This is a genomic window from Stutzerimonas sp. LR2 (assembly GCF_055755175.1).
This window is the reverse complement of the sequence record NZ_JBVTRR010000001.1, coordinates 323,263-337,010: the sequence shown is the minus strand read 5'-3', so window position 1 is coordinate 337,010 and position 13,748 is coordinate 323,263. Positions and strand designations below refer to the sequence as shown.

The window sequence follows — 13,748 nt, the reverse complement described above, 5'->3', positions numbered from 1 at the left end:
GCCGCGGCGCAGACGCGCCGAAGCGTGAGCAGTCCCAATCTCTGACTCTCTCGCACCGGGTGGGTGCGCTACGTTCATCGGTGTGCCGTCTGCGTCGGTCGTCGCGCCCGTCGCGGGTGCAGCGCCGCACCGCCTCCAGGCGGCGCTAGAACAACCTGGCCAGCAGGGCGCTGACCGCCGTCTCCACGCGCAGAATGCGTTCGCCCAGCTGCACCGGTTGCAGTCCGGCGGCGGTGAATTTCTCCACCTCGTAGGGAATCCAGCCGCCTTCCGGACCGATCGCCAGGGTGACCGGCCCCCCGACCGCGCGTGGGCAGGTCGGGAAATCGCCGGGATGACCGACCAGCCCGCAGGTGCCTGCCGCGAGCTGCGGCAGACGGTCCTCGATAAAGGGCTTGAAGCGTTTTTCGATGATGACCTCGGGCAACACGGTATCGCGCGCCTGTTCGAGGCCGAGGATCAGCTGTTCACGGATGGCGGCCGGTTCGAGGAAGGGCGTCTGCCAGAAGCTCTTTTCCACCCGGTAGCTGTTGAGCAGGACCAGTCGTGGTACGCCCATGGCAGCGACGGTCTGCAGCACCCGGCGCAGCATCTTCGGTCGTGGCAGTGCCAGCAGCAGGGTCACCGGCAGCTTGGCCGGCGGCGGCTGGTCGAAGCTCACCTGCAGCTCGGCCTCGGTGGCGTCCAGGCGCAGCAGCCGACCGTTGCCCATCTGGCCGCCGAGCCGGCCGACCCTGAGGCTCTCATTGACTTCGACGCGGTGCACGTCGCGCATGTGGGTCAGGCGGCGGTCGCGCAGCCGTACCCGGTCGGCGGCGACGAAGTCGCCTTCTTCGAGCAGCAGCAGGTTCACGGGCGTGGTGCGGGAGGCTGGTCGCCGGATGGCGGGACGTCATCCTCGGCATCGCCGCGGAAATGTTCCTCGCGCTTTCGGATCATGCTGCCGCAGATCACGCCGGCTTCGAACAGCAGCCACATGGGCACGGCCAGCAGCGACTGTGAGAACACATCCGGCGGCGTCAGCACCATGCCGACGGCAAAGCAGCCGACGATCACATAGGGGCGGCTCTTGCGCAGGGTGGCAACGTCGACGATGCCGACCCAGATCAGCAGGAAGGTCGCCACCGGGATTTCGAAGGCCACGCCAAAGGCGAAGAACAGCGTGAGGACGAAATCCAGGTACTGGCCGATATCGGTCATCATCGACACGCCTTCGGGCGTCACGCTGGCGAAGAAGCCGAACATGATCGGGAACACCACGAAATAGGCGAAGGCCATGCCGGCGTAGAACAGGAAGATGCTCGACACCAGCAGCGGTACGGCGATGCGTTTCTCGTGCTTGTACAGGCCGGGTGCGATGAACCCCCAGATCTGGTGCAGGATGATCGGCATCGAGAGAAACAGCGCGACCATCAGGGTCAGCTTGAATGGCGTCAGGAACGGCGAAGCGACGCCGGTGGCGATCATCGTCGCGCCTTCGGGCAGGTAGGCCCGCAGTGGCGCGGCGACCAGCGCGTAGATCTGTTGCGAGAAGTAGAACAGCCCGGCGAAGAGCAGGGCGATGGCCACCACGCAGCGCAGCAGGCGCTTGCGCAGCTCGGTCAGGTGCGCGACCAGCGGCATTTCCTGGTCGTCGATGGAAGGCTTGCTCATGGTTCGGATGGTCTGTCGGAGCGAAGGGGCTGAGCGGTCTCGTTGCTCGGCGCGGGCGGGTTCGCAGCGGGCGTCACCGTATCGCCGGGACTGCTGCTCGCGGCATTCGCGGGCTGGCCGGCGCCCTCGCTGGGGGTCGACGGCGGCGTGGCGGCCGGCTTGCTGGCGGGCGGCGGCATGATGCTCTGCTTCATCTCCCGCTCCAGGTCGAGGATGCGCTCGTTGTGCAACTGCCGGCGGATCTCGTCGGCGCCGATTTCGCGCTCCACTTCGGCCTTGATGTTGCTGAAGCTGCGCTTCAGCCGGCCAACCCAAAGCCCGGTGGTCCGCACCGCACCCGGCAGGCGCTCCGGGCCGAGCACCATCAGCGCCACCAGGCCGACCAGTAGCAGTTCGGTGAAACCGATATCGAACATCAGGACGTGCTCACATCAATAGAGAGAGCGGTCGCGCAGCAACTGCGCGCCCGCGTCGAGCCAGGGACTAGTCTTTCTTGGTCGGTTCTTCGACCTTGCGCGCCTGCGCATCGATGGTGTGATTCTGCTTGTCTTCCACGCCAGGCTTTTCCTCGTCGGTGCCCATGGATTTGCGGAAGCCCTTGATCGCATCACCGAGGTCGGAGCCCAGGCCCTTGAGGCGCTTGGTGCCGAACAGCATGATGACGATGAGCAGGATGATCAGTAGTTGCCAGACGCTGATGCCGCCAAAACCCATGGTGATATCTCCGATGTGAATCAGGTTTGCGGACGCGCGGCTTTTTCCGCGTGTCCGGAGAGACCGAAGCGTCGATCCAGTTCATCCAGCACGGCCTGCGGGTGCTGGCCGAGGGCAGCGAGCATGACCAGGCTGTGGAACCAGAGATCGGCGGTTTCGTAGATCAGGTCGCTGGAGTCGCCACTGACGGCGGCATCCTTGGCGGCGAGTATGGTTTCCACCGATTCCTCGCCGACCTTCTCGAGAATCTTGTTCAGGCCCTTGTGATACAGGCTGGCGACGTAGGAACTGTCCGGCGCCGCGCCCTTGCGGGCCTCCAGCACCTCGGCCAGGCGGGTGAGGGTGTCACTCATGCTTGTGCTCCGCGTAGATGGCGTGCGGGTCCTTGAGCACCGGCTCGACGACTTTCCAGGCGCCGTTCTCGAACACGCGGTAGAAGCAGCTTTCGCGACCGGTGTGGCAGGCGATGCCGCCGATCTGCTCGACCATCAGGATGATCACGTCGGCATCACAGTCCAGGCGCAGCTCGTGCAGTTGCTGCACATGTCCGGACTCCTCGCCCTTGCGCCACAGCTTGCCACGCGAACGTGACCAGTAGATGGCGCGGTTTTCCTGTGCGGTCAGCTGCAGCGCCTCGCGATTCATCCAGGCCATCATCAGCACGCGACCGGTCTTGTGGTCCTGGGCAATCGCCGGGACCAGGCCATCGGCGTTCCAGTTGATTTCGTCCAGCCAGTTCATCGGATTCTCCGCTCAATGCGTCAAGTGTGCCAGCCCCCACCAGCGATGGCTATCGGCGCACCACGATGAAGGTGCCGGCGACGAGCATGATCCAGGCCGGCCAGGCGTTGAGGGCGGTAAAGCTCTCGGCGCCGGCGGCGAGCGTTGCGCCGCTGCCGAGCAGGATCGCGCCGACCAGTCGCAGCGGCCAGTGGCGGCGCTCGCGCCATGGTGGCGGCGGGTTGTTGGCGTGGGGATGCGACATGCGTTCGAGCAGTTCGCGGGTCATGTGCGCCAGGTGCGGCAGCTGTTCGATCTGCGCCTGGGCATTCTTCAGCAGCTGGCGCGGGCCCATGCGCTCGCGCATCCAGCGCTCGAGGTAGGGCTGGCCGGTGCTCCAGAGGTCGAGATCGGGATACAGCTCGCGGCCAAGGCCCTCGATATTGAGCAGGGTCTTCTGCAGCAGCACCAGTTGCGGCTGCACCTCCATGTTGAAGCGCCGCGCCACCTGGAACAGACGCACCAGCAGCTGACCGAAGGAGATGTCCTTCAGCGGCTTCTCGAAGATCGGCTCGCAGACGGTACGGATCGCCGCCTCGAACTCGTTGACCTTGGTTTCCGCCGGTACCCAGCCCGAGTCGATGTGCAGCTGCGCCACCTTGCGGTAGTCGCGTTTGAAGAAGGCCATCAGGTTGCGCGCCAGGTAGTCCTGGTCTTCCGGCGTCAGGCTGCCGACGATGCCGAAGTCCACTGCGATGTACTGCGGGCTCCAGGGCTGGTGGGTACTGACGAAGATGTTGCCGGGGTGCATGTCGGCATGGAAGAAACTGTCGCGGAACACCTGGGTGAAGAAGATCTCCACGCCGCGTTCGGCCAGCTGGCGCATGTCGGTGTTCTGCCGTGCCAGACCGGCCATGTCTGTCACCGGTACGCCATAGATGCGCTCCATGACGAGCACTTGCGACCGGCAATAGTCCCAGTACACCTGCGGCACGTAGAGCAGTGCCGAGCCCTCGAAGTTGCGCCTGAGCTGGCTGGCGTTGGCCGCTTCGCGCAGCAGGTCGAGCTCGTCGTAGATGGTCTTGGCATAGTCGTCGACCACTTCCACCAGGTGCAGGCGGCGTGCGTCGATGGAGATGCGTTCGGCGGTATTGGCCAGCATGAACAACCAGGCCAGGTCCTGGCTGATGATCGGCTTGAGGTTCGGCCGTACCACCTTGACCACCACTTCCTCGCCGGAACGCAGCTTGGCGGCATGCACCTGGGCCACGGACGCGGAGGCCAGCGGTTTGCTGTCGAAGCGGGCGAACAGTTCGCCGACCGGGGCACCCAGCTGCTGCTCGATCAGCGCCGTGGCGACGGCCGAGTCGAATGGGGGTACTCGGTCCTGCAGCATCGCCAGTTCTTCGGCGATATCCGGCGGCAGCAGGTCGCGACGGGTCGAGAGAATCTGCCCGAACTTGATGAAGATCGGCCCCAGCCCTTCCAGCGCCAGGCGCAGGCGAGCGCCCCGCGACAGCGCGCTGCGCCGCCGCGGAACCCAGCGCCAGGGCAGCAGATAGCTGGTGCCGCGCAGCCACCAGGGCATCGGCAGGTCGAGGATGATGTCATCGAGGCGGTAGCGGATCACCACCAGCAGGATGCGGAACAGGCGGCGTGCGGCGGCGAACAGCTTCATTCGGAGCGATCTGGATTCAGGTTGAGGGCGAGGCGCTCGATGCGCGCCTCGAGTCGGTCGAGGGCGAGTTTCATGTCATCCAGTTCGTCGAAGCGCGCCTGGGCTTCGGCCTGGCCGACCAGCGTGCGTGACTCTTCGCTGAGATAGTCGGCCAGATCCTGGCGCAGCGAGCCCGCGCTGTCGCGCAGCCAGTCCAGCGGGTTGCGCAGGCTGGAGCCGAGCAGCTGTGCACCGACCGGACCGAGCCAGCGGGAAATCTCGTACTCCCAGTCCAGCTCCAGGTCCTGCAGCACCTCCGCGAGGTTCATCAGCAAGCCGCTGTCGCCCTCGATCTCGACGTCCGGACCATGCAGCACCGCGGTCTTGTTGCGGCTGGCGGCCAGGCGCAGCAGGCTGCTCGCCGGCGCGCGCAGCCGGCAGTCGGCATCGCTACCCCAGGTGCCGGCCAGACGCAGTCCTTCATCGTCGGCGAGGATGAACAGGCGCCAGGCCGGGGCCGTGCAGTCGATCTCGATGACCCGGCCACTCAGGCGCGCCAGCCGCGGCAGTGCGGTCGGGTCCAGACGCAGGACGCGATTGATGCCGCGCTCGGCGCCGGCCAGCAGGGCAGCGCGCAGCATCAGGGCTTGATGCCGCGGTGCAGGGCGACGATGCCGCCGGTCATGTTGTGGTAGCTGACGCGCTCGAAACCGGCAGCTTCCATCATGCCCTTGAGGGTTTCCTGATCCGGGTGCATGCGGATCGACTCGGCCAGGTAACGGTAGCTGTCGGCATCGTTGGTGATCAGCTTGCCCATCATCGGCAGCAGGCTGAACGAGTAGGCATCGTAGGCCTTGGAGAACAGCTGGTTGGTCGGCTTGGAGAATTCCAGCACCAGCAGCCGGCCGCCTGGCTTGAGCACGCGCAGCATCGAGGCGATGGCGTCTTCCTTGTGGGTGACGTTGCGCAGGCCGAAGGCGATGGTGACCACGTCGAAATAATTGTCCGGGAAGGGCAGCTTCTCGGCATCGGCCTGGACGAACCTGACGTTGCCGGCCACGCCCTTGTCCAGCAGCTTGTCGCGGCCGACCTTGAGCATCGAGGCATTGATGTCGGCCAGCACCACTTCACCCGTGGGGCCGACGATGCGGGAGAACTGGCGGGTCAGGTCGCCGGTGCCGCCGGCGATGTCCAGAATCCGATTGCCGTGGCGCGCGCCGGACAGCTCGATGGTGAAGCGCTTCCACAGTCGGTGGATGCCGCCGGACATCAGGTCGTTCATCAGGTCGTACTTGGCGGCAACGGAATGGAACACCTCGGCCACCTTCTGCGCCTTCTGGCTTTCCGGCACGTTCTTGTAGCCGAAATGGGTGGTCGGTTCTGCGTCATGCGCTTTGCGAGGATCGGTCATGTCACTTTCACCCGAAGAATGTGCCCGGCATTCTAAACCTAAAAAGGCGGCTGATAAGCGTCGAGCAGGTAGCGGCCGGCAAAAGGTCTAGCGGCGACATGTCGCAGGGTCGAGCTCGGGGTGCCGCGGAGCAGACTTGCCACTTTGCTATAGTGCGCGCCTTTTCGGGCGCAGCCAGGAGCCGTCATGGCGCAGATCATCGTCGAACGTTCCCACAACCTCGGCCGCGACGCGGCCCGCGAAAAGGCCGACGAGCTTGCCGCACGCCTGGCCCGCGAGTTCGGCGTGAGCTGTCAGTGGCAGGGTGATGTGCTGGCGGTCAGGCGCAGTGGCGCGGACGGGCGCATCGAAGTGCGCGAGGACAGCGTGAAGGTGCTGCTCAATCTCGGCCTGCTGCTTTCGGCCATGGGCAGCAGCATTCAGGGCCAGATCGAGCGGGCACTGGACAAGGCGCTGGCCTGAACGGCGGCGCAGGGCCACGCGGCCCTGCGCCTGGCAGTCAGAGGCGGAAGCGGCCGATCTGCTGCTGGAGCGCGTTGCCCAGCTGGGCCAGTTCGGTGCTGGCGCGCGCCGTCTCGTCACTGGCGGTGGCGGTTTGCAGGGAAATGTCGCGTACGCTGACCACGCTGCGGTTGATCTCCTCGGCCACGGCGCTCTGCTGCTCGGCCGCCGCCGCGATCTGCTGGTTCATGCTCTGGATGGTCGATACGGTACGGGCGATGACGCTCAGGGCGTCTCCGGCCCGGCGGGTCAGTTCGACCGTGCTGTCACTCAGCTGCTGATTGTCGCGCATCAGTTGGCTGGCGCTCTGGGCACTGTTCTGCAGGGTGCCGATCAGCTTCTCGATCTCCTCGGTCGATTGCTGGGTGCGTTGCGCCAGGGCGCGTACTTCGTCTGCCACCACGGCGAAGCCGCGGCCGGCTTCACCAGCCCGCGCCGCCTCGATGGCGGCATTGAGCGCCAGCAGATTGGTCTGCTCGGCGACTGCCTTGATCACGTCCAGCACACTGCCGATGGCATCGCTGTCGCGGCGTAGGTGCTCCATCGCCTCGCCGGTATTGGCGACCTGCATCGCCATGCGCTCGATCTGGGCGACGGCGTCGCCTGCCAGCTTCTCGCCCTGTACCGCCTGCTGGTCCGCTTCGGCAGTGGCCTGTGCGGCATCGACCGCATTGCGCGCCACTTCCTGAACGGTGGCGGCCATCTCGTTCACCGCCGTGGCCACCTGATCGGTCTCCTGGCGCTGATCGTTGACGCCGGCGCTGGTCTGCTCGGTGACGGCAGACAGCTCCTCGGCAGCGGCGGCGATCTGCGTCGAGCTGTCGCCGATGCTGCCGATCAGCTTGCGCAGACTCTGGCGCATGTCCTGCATCGCGCTTTCCAGCTGGCCCAGCTCGTCGCGGCGTTGCGCGCTGTCCTGGCCGGAGAGGTCGCCGTCGGCGATGCGCCGGGCCATGGCCAGGGTGTGGCGCAACGGCAGAATGATCTGGCGGGCAATGAACCAGGCCGCGAGCAGGCCGAGCAGTGCACTGGCGAAGGCGGTCAGCATCGTCTGGATGCGCGCCTGCTGCGTTTCGCCGAGCATCTTGGTCTGCTGGTTGCGGTAGAGATTGCCGTTGATTTCCAGCAGACCGCCGATTTCGGAGGCCAGCGCCGTGCGAGCCTGGATGGTCGCATCCATGCCGACCTTGAAGGTCTCGATCGCTGCACGGTAGCGCTGCAGGGCGCTGGTCATGCGGTCGAGATGGCTGTGTTGATCGACGGGTAGCAGGCCGCGCAGCAGATCGGCCTGTTCACGGGAGCGATCGAGGCCGGCATAGGCGAGCTGCGCAGACTCTTCGGTGTGCTGGAAGATGTAGCCACGCACCAGGTAGCGGCTCTCCAGCACGCGCCGGGTTAGTTCGGCGAGGGCGCGGGCCTGCTGTACGACGAGCGGGTCGTCGGCGGACTGTTCGAGGGTCTGGTAGATCTGCTCTTCCAGTTCGCCGAGCGCCTTGAGGGCCTCGCCGGCGCTGCTGACCATCACGCCCCGGCTCTGTTCGCGGCTTTCGCGGGCCTGCTTCAGCTCCTGGAAGCTGCGTTCGATGCGCTCGGCATACTGGAGCGCGGAGGCGATGTCGCGCTGATCATCGGCGGCAGTCAGGGTGGTGCGGATGTCCTGCAGGTGGTTGCGGACTTCGCCGATCTTGCCGGTCACCTGCTGGGCGTGGGCGTCGCTGCCGCTTTGTTCGAACAGGGTGCGTGCGGTATCTACCGCGTAGGACGCTTCCTGGACCTGGGACAGGCGGGTCTGCTTCTGGTTGCGCTCCAGCAACCCGTTCAGGCTGGTGACGGCGATGGCGGCAACCAGAAGTGTCAGCAGGACCATGAAACCGAAGCCCAGGCCAAGCTTGCGCGTGACGGCCAGGTCGGTGAAAAAGCGGGAGATCATGTGTGAACGCTCCAGAAAGTCGAGGCAGGCGCAGTCGCAAGAACACTGCAGCGAGGCGTCTTGTGCCGGGTCGCCGCATTAGCGGCGCGTAAGTGTCCCTGCACTTAGCGGCCGGCCTCGGAGGTTTCTTAAGCGCTTGTGCGGCTCGGCTGTCGTTTTTCGACCGCAGGGTCGCGCTGTGGTCGTACGGCTCTGGAAGCGGTGGGGCAAGGCATGAAGCAGGCGGGGAGGCGCCTGCGGTTACGACTTTGAATCGGTCAGGCGCGCAAGAGCGGGAGGGTGCAATCCTCGCCGCGGCGGCTCAGAGCATCAGCTTGACCACGGACTCATCGGGGTCGCGGGACTTGCCGGCGGCCGCCAGTGCCGCGAGATAGGCGTCCCATAGCGCCTGCTGATTCAGCGCCAGGCGTTCGAGGTAGTCCCAGGTGTAGAGGCCGCTGTCGTGGCCGTCGCTGAAGGTCAGCTTCAGGGCGTACTGGCCGGCCGGCTCGATCTGCTCCAGCGCGACCTTCAGCTTGCCGGTCTGCAGCACCGGGTTGCCGTGGCCCTGGACTTCCGCCGATGGCGAATGCACGCGCAGGAACTCGGCGGGCAGCACGTAGCGCTCGTCGGCGCCGTATTCCAGTTCCAGCGTTCTGGACGCCTTGTGCAGTTTGATTGCAGTGGGGATGCGCATGCGACGCTCCGGAAAAATCGGCCGTGGGAATGGCCACGGCCGTGACGGTCAGAGGATGTAGCGCGACAGGTCTTCGTCCTGCGCCAGTTCGCCGAGGTGCTCGTTGACGTAGGCGGCGTCGATGCGGATCGGTTCGCCCTGCTGCTTGCCGGCCAGGTCGGCTGCACTGAAGGAGACCTCCTCCAGCAGGCGCTCGAGCAGGGTGTGCAGGCGCCGGGCACCGATGTTCTCGGTCTTCTCGTTGACCTGCCAGGCGATCTCGGCGATGCGCTTGATGCCGTCCTCAAGAAACTCGATGTGCAGCCCTTCGGTCTTCAGCAGCTCGCGGTACTGCTCGGTGAGCGCCGCATGCGGCTCGGTGAGGATGCGCTCGAAGTCCTGCGGTGACAGCGCCTTGAGCTCCACGCGGATCGGCAGGCGACCCTGCAGTTCCGGCACCAGGTCGCTGGGCTTGGACAGGTGGAAGGCGCCGGAGGCGATGAAGAGAATATGGTCGGTCTTGACCATGCCCAGCTTGGTGTTGACCGTGCTGCCCTCGATCAGCGGCAGCAGGTCGCGCTGCACGCCCTCGCGGGAAACGTCGGCGCCGCTGGTATTGCCGCGCTTGGCAACCTTGTCGATCTCGTCGATGAAGACGATGCCGTTCTGCTCCACCGCCTCCAGGGCGCGGGCCTTGAGGTCTTCTTCGTTGACCAGGCGCGCGGCTTCCTCGTCGCGGATGAGCTTGAAGGCTTCCTTGATCTTCAGCTTGCGGCTCTTCTTCTTGCCCTTGCCCATGTTGGCGAAGAGGTTCTGCAGCTGGTTGGTCATCTCCTCCATGCCGGGCGGGGCCATGATCTCCACCCCGGCCGGGCTCTCGGCGACCTCGATGTCGATCTCCTTGTCGTCCAGCTGGCCTTCGCGCAGGCGCTTGCGGAACAGCTGACGGGTGTTGGAATCGCCGCTCTGCACCGGCTCTTCGGAAAAGCCTACCGGGCGCGCTGGTGGCAGCAGGGCGTCGAGGATGCGTTCTTCGGCGGCGTCTTCGGCGCGGTGGCGCATCTTGTGCACCTCCTGCTCGCGCAGCATCTTCAGCGCCGCGTCGGCCAGATCGCGGATGATCGATTCGACGTCACGGCCGACATAGCCGACCTCGGTGAACTTGGTGGCTTCCACTTTCAGGAACGGCGCGTTGGCCAGCTTGGCCAGGCGGCGGGCAATTTCGGTCTTGCCGACGCCGGTGGGGCCGATCATCAGAATGTTCTTCGGGGTGACTTCCTGGCGCAGCTCGGCGGGCAGCTGCATGCGCCGCCAGCGGTTGCGCAGGGCGATGGCCACGGCGCGCTTGGCGTCGTCCTGGCCGATGATGTGGCGGTTGAGTTCGTGGACGATCTCGCGGGGCGTCATGGACATGGTGCGGTACTCCGGAACGACAGGCGATTAGACCGCGCTGTCGAGCTCCTCGATGGTCAGGTTCTGATTGGTGAACACGCAGATGCTGCCGGCGATGTTCAGCGCCGTCTCGGCGATTTCCTGGGCCGACATGTCGGCGCCGGCCTTGAGCAGCAGGGCCTTGGCCGCGGCCTGGGCGAAGCCGCCGCCGGAGCCCATGGCGATCAGGTCGTCTTCGGGCTGCACCACGTCGCCGTTGCCGGTGATGATCAGCGAGGCATCCTTGTTGGCCACAGCGAGCATGGCTTCCAGACGGCTCAGGGAGCGGTCGGTGCGCCAGTCCTTCGCCAGCTCGACGGCGGCGCGCACCAGATGGCCCTGGTGCTTCTCCAGCTGACCTTCGAAGCGCTCGAAGAGGGTGAAGGCATCGGCGGTGGCGCCGGCGAAGCCGGCCAGGACCTGGCCGTGATAGAGGCGGCGGACCTTCTTGGCGTTGCCTTTCATGACGGTGTTGCCGAGGGAAACCTGGCCGTCGCCGCCCATGACGACTTTGCCGTTGCGGCGCACTGAAACGATGGTGGTCAAAGGAAAATCTCCACACTGCGGGGCGATGAATGCCCGAATGCGGTTGATATGGGGGACTGCTGCCGGCTTTTCAACGGCTGTCGGTGAGGTTCATCGACAGCCGTGGTTCTGCACGAGGCGCTACGCAGGCCCTGGTTGTTCGCTGCGTTGCGGGCGGCTGGGCTGGCGCGGCACGTCTCCGGCTACCGCCGCGGCGATCATCTTGCGCAGCCGCACCGGAATCGACTTGGCCGCCGGCACCTTGCTGCGTTCGGCATGGTGCCAGACCGGCAGCAGGGCGTTGCATTCGGGGTAGTAGCCGGCGCAGCAGCCCTCCGGAATGCTGTAGGGCGTCACCCGCAGCGGGCCGACCGCGCGGTGTACGCCGTCATCGACCACGGTGATCGCCTCGATGCGGTCGTTCTCGGCCAGGCCCAGGCGGACGATGTCGTTGCGGTTCATCAGGATCACCGCGCGGGTGCCGTGAATGCCGCGGAAGCGGTCGTCGTACCCATAGACCGTGGTGTTGAACTGGTCGTTGCTGCGCAGCGTCATCATCTGCAGCACGTCGTGCCGTTCGTGGCCGCCTTCCTCGGTATCCGGGTCCATGCTCAGCGAAGGCGGGTTGATGAAGTTGGCCTTGCCGGTCTCGGTGTCCCAGCGCCGCTGACTGGCGCCGAGCGGGCGATGGAAGCCGCCGGGTTCCATCATGCGCACGTTGAAGTCGTGGAAGATCTCCGGGTAGCTCTCGGCGATGGCGTCGCGGATCAGACTGTAGTCCGCGACCCAGGCGTCCCAGTCCAGCATCGCATTGGGCGCGAGCGTGGCCTTGGCCAGTCGCGCGATGATCGCCGGTTCCGATAAGAGCAGTTCGCCAGCCGGCTCGGCGGCGCCGCGCCAGGCCCGGATGCAGCCGGTGCTGTCCTCGGTTGTGTGGCGTTGCTCGCCGGTGGCCTGGCGGTCGATCTCGGTGCGACCGAGGCAGGGCAAGATATAGGACACTTCGCCGGTGATCAGGTGATTGCGGTTGAGCTTGGTCGACACCTGCACCGACAACCGCAGTTTGCGCCAGGCCGGCTCCATCTGCAGGGTGTCAGGAATGGCGCGGACGAAGTTGCCGCCCAGGCCGATGAAGCCGCGGATGCTGCCGTCGAGGATGCCCTCGCAGGCCTCTACCGTATTCACGCCATCTTCGCTCGGCGGCTCGAAACCGAACTGCCGACGCAGGTTGTCCACCGGCACCTTCGCTGCCTTTTCGGTGATGCCGACGGTGCGCTGACCCTGCACGTTGGAGTGGCCGCGCACCGGCAGGATGCCCGCGCCCTCCTTGCCCATGTTGCCGCGCAGCAGGAGCAGGTTGACCAGCATCTGGATGGTCTGCACGCCGTGGCGGTGCTGGGTCAGGCCCATACCATAGGGGGCAATCACCCGCTCGCAGCGGGCATAGGCGGTGGCTGCCGCTTCCATCGCTGCGCGGGTGAGGCCGGAGCGACGTTCCAGCTGCTCCCAGGTGTAGCTGCGGATGCGTGCTTCGAAGGCCTCGAAGCCATGGGTGTGCTGCTCGATGAAGGCGACATCGAGCACCCTCTGGCGCCCTTCGGCGATGGCCAGGTCGTCCATGGCGAACAGCGCCTTGCACATCCCGGCGATGGCCGCCATGTCGCCGCCGATGGCCAGCTGGTGATACTGGGTGCTGATCACCGTGCTGTCCGGCGTCAGCATCTCGCGCGGCGACTGCGGGTTGACGAAGCGCTCCAGGCCGCGCTCACGCAGCGGGTTGAAGGTGACGATCTCGGCCCCGCGCTCGCGCGCGGCCTGCAGTTCATGGAGCATGCGCGGGCTGGAGGTGCCGGTATTCTGGCCGAAGAAGAACAATCCGTCGGTGTGCTCGAGATCGTTCAGGGTGACCGTGGCCACCGGTACGCCAATGCTTTCCGGCAGCGCCACCGAGGTGCTCTCGTGGCACATGTTGGAACTGTCCGGCAGGTTGTTGGTGCCGTACAGGCGCGCCAGCAGGCCATACATGTAGGCCGTCTCCAGCGCCGCACGCCCGGACATGTAGAACACCACCTGGTCGGGATCGTCCATGGCCTTGAGTTCGGCGCCGATCTCGGCGAAGGCCCTGTCCCAGCTGACCGGCTGGTAATGGTCACTGGCGGCATCGTAGCGCAGCGGATGGGTCAGCCGGCCCTGTTGTTCCAGGTCGAAGTCGCTCCAGTTGAGCAGCTCGCTGACGCTGTGCCTGGCGAAGAATTCCGGGCCGCAACGCAACGAGGTGTTTTCCCATGCCGTGGCCTTGGCGCCGTTCTCGCAGAACGACAGCGGCCGCGAGGGGTGCGGCTTGGCCCAGGCGCAGCTGACGCAGGCGAAGCCGTCGATGGGTTTGTTCTGCTTGAGCAGCAGGCCGATGCCGGCCGGCGAGACGCGTTCACGCAGCAGGATGTTGGCGACGGAGTAGGCCGATCCCCAGCCACCGGCCGGTGCACGGTAGGGTTTGAACTTGGTCTGGGACACGTCGTTCCTCCTTTCGCAAGGGAGCTTGTCTGTTTAC

The 13,748-nt window shown here is 65.8% G+C and carries 15 protein-coding genes; 1 reads left to right on the top strand and 14 read right to left on the bottom strand.

Annotation, left to right across the window (positions count from 1 at the left end; translation table 11 throughout):
* Positions 1-145 precede the first annotated feature (145 nt).
* The 9 genes from ACVRRC_RS01575 to ubiE all read right to left on the bottom strand — a co-directional run bounded on the left by ACVRRC_RS01575 (position 146) and on the right by ubiE (position 6,155).
* Entirely contained in the window at positions 146-853 is a 708-nt protein-coding gene (locus ACVRRC_RS01575; protein ID WP_472996549.1) for a 16S rRNA (uracil(1498)-N(3))-methyltransferase, read from the bottom strand.
* Positions 850-1,653 carry a twin-arginine translocase subunit TatC gene (tatC, locus tag ACVRRC_RS01570; RefSeq protein WP_011911571.1) on the bottom strand — a complete coding sequence of 268 codons (804 nt, stop codon included), beginning with the start codon at positions 1,651-1,653 and terminating at the stop codon, positions 850-852. The genes ACVRRC_RS01575 and tatC overlap by 4 nt, the downstream gene beginning before the upstream one ends.
* On the bottom strand, positions 1,650-2,069 hold the full coding sequence (gene tatB, locus ACVRRC_RS01565; RefSeq protein WP_279647389.1) for a Sec-independent protein translocase protein TatB: 420 nt from the start codon (positions 2,067-2,069) through the stop codon (positions 1,650-1,652). The genes tatC and tatB overlap by 4 nt, the downstream gene beginning before the upstream one ends.
* A 67-nt stretch (positions 2,070-2,136) precedes the next feature.
* The gene (tatA, locus tag ACVRRC_RS01560) at positions 2,137-2,367 is read right to left on the bottom strand and encodes a twin-arginine translocase TatA/TatE family subunit (protein ID WP_011911573.1); all 231 of its coding nucleotides are present in this window, start codon (positions 2,365-2,367) and stop codon (positions 2,137-2,139) included.
* A 20-nt stretch (positions 2,368-2,387) separates the two neighbouring features.
* The gene (locus tag ACVRRC_RS01555) at positions 2,388-2,720 is read right to left on the bottom strand and encodes a phosphoribosyl-ATP diphosphatase (RefSeq protein WP_011911574.1); all 333 of its coding nucleotides are present in this window, start codon (positions 2,718-2,720) and stop codon (positions 2,388-2,390) included.
* The gene (gene hisI / locus ACVRRC_RS01550; RefSeq protein WP_011911575.1) at positions 2,713-3,108 is read right to left on the bottom strand and encodes a phosphoribosyl-AMP cyclohydrolase; all 396 of its coding nucleotides are present in this window, start codon (positions 3,106-3,108) and stop codon (positions 2,713-2,715) included. Before hisI ends, ACVRRC_RS01555 begins: the two co-directional genes overlap by 8 nt.
* A 49-nt stretch (positions 3,109-3,157) precedes the next feature.
* Complete coding sequence (gene ubiB / locus ACVRRC_RS01545) at positions 3,158-4,765, bottom strand: ubiquinone biosynthesis regulatory protein kinase UbiB (protein ID WP_011911576.1); 1,608 nt, start codon at positions 4,763-4,765, stop codon at positions 3,158-3,160.
* Positions 4,762-5,385 carry a ubiquinone biosynthesis accessory factor UbiJ gene (locus ACVRRC_RS01540; RefSeq protein WP_013981488.1) on the bottom strand — a complete coding sequence of 208 codons (624 nt, stop codon included), beginning with the start codon at positions 5,383-5,385 and terminating at the stop codon, positions 4,762-4,764. The genes ubiB and ACVRRC_RS01540 overlap by 4 nt, the downstream gene beginning before the upstream one ends.
* Entirely contained in the window at positions 5,385-6,155 is a 771-nt protein-coding gene (ubiE, locus tag ACVRRC_RS01535; protein ID WP_017244765.1) for a bifunctional demethylmenaquinone methyltransferase/2-methoxy-6-polyprenyl-1,4-benzoquinol methylase UbiE, read from the bottom strand. The genes ACVRRC_RS01540 and ubiE overlap by 1 nt, the downstream gene beginning before the upstream one ends.
* 186 nt (positions 6,156-6,341) lie before the next feature.
* On the opposite strand from ubiE, the gene ACVRRC_RS01530 reads away from it, so the two are divergent.
* Positions 6,342-6,617, top strand: coding sequence for a polyhydroxyalkanoic acid system family protein (locus tag ACVRRC_RS01530; RefSeq protein WP_013981490.1), 276 nt, complete (start codon positions 6,342-6,344; stop codon positions 6,615-6,617).
* A 37-nt stretch (positions 6,618-6,654) separates the two neighbouring features.
* Here the strand turns inward: ACVRRC_RS01530 and ACVRRC_RS01525 are convergent, their stop codons facing one another.
* From ACVRRC_RS01525 to ACVRRC_RS01505, 5 genes are all read right to left on the bottom strand, one after another.
* Positions 6,655-8,586, bottom strand: a complete 1,932-nt coding sequence (locus ACVRRC_RS01525; protein ID WP_011911580.1) for a methyl-accepting chemotaxis protein — start codon at positions 8,584-8,586, stop codon at positions 6,655-6,657.
* 301 nt (positions 8,587-8,887) lie between these two features.
* Positions 8,888-9,262: a gamma-butyrobetaine hydroxylase family protein gene (locus tag ACVRRC_RS01520; protein WP_011911581.1), complete on the bottom strand. Its 375-nt coding sequence runs from the start codon at positions 9,260-9,262 to the stop codon at positions 8,888-8,890.
* A gap of 48 nt (positions 9,263-9,310) precedes the next feature.
* Complete coding sequence (hslU, locus tag ACVRRC_RS01515; RefSeq protein ID WP_011911582.1) at positions 9,311-10,654, bottom strand: ATP-dependent protease ATPase subunit HslU; 1,344 nt, start codon at positions 10,652-10,654, stop codon at positions 9,311-9,313.
* A 27-nt stretch (positions 10,655-10,681) separates the two neighbouring features.
* Positions 10,682-11,218, bottom strand: coding sequence for an ATP-dependent protease subunit HslV (gene hslV, locus ACVRRC_RS01510; RefSeq protein WP_011911583.1), 537 nt, complete (start codon positions 11,216-11,218; stop codon positions 10,682-10,684).
* Between the two features lie 120 nt (positions 11,219-11,338).
* Entirely contained in the window at positions 11,339-13,711 is a 2,373-nt protein-coding gene (locus ACVRRC_RS01505) for an FdhF/YdeP family oxidoreductase (RefSeq protein WP_472996548.1), read from the bottom strand.
* Positions 13,712-13,748 lie beyond the last annotated feature (37 nt).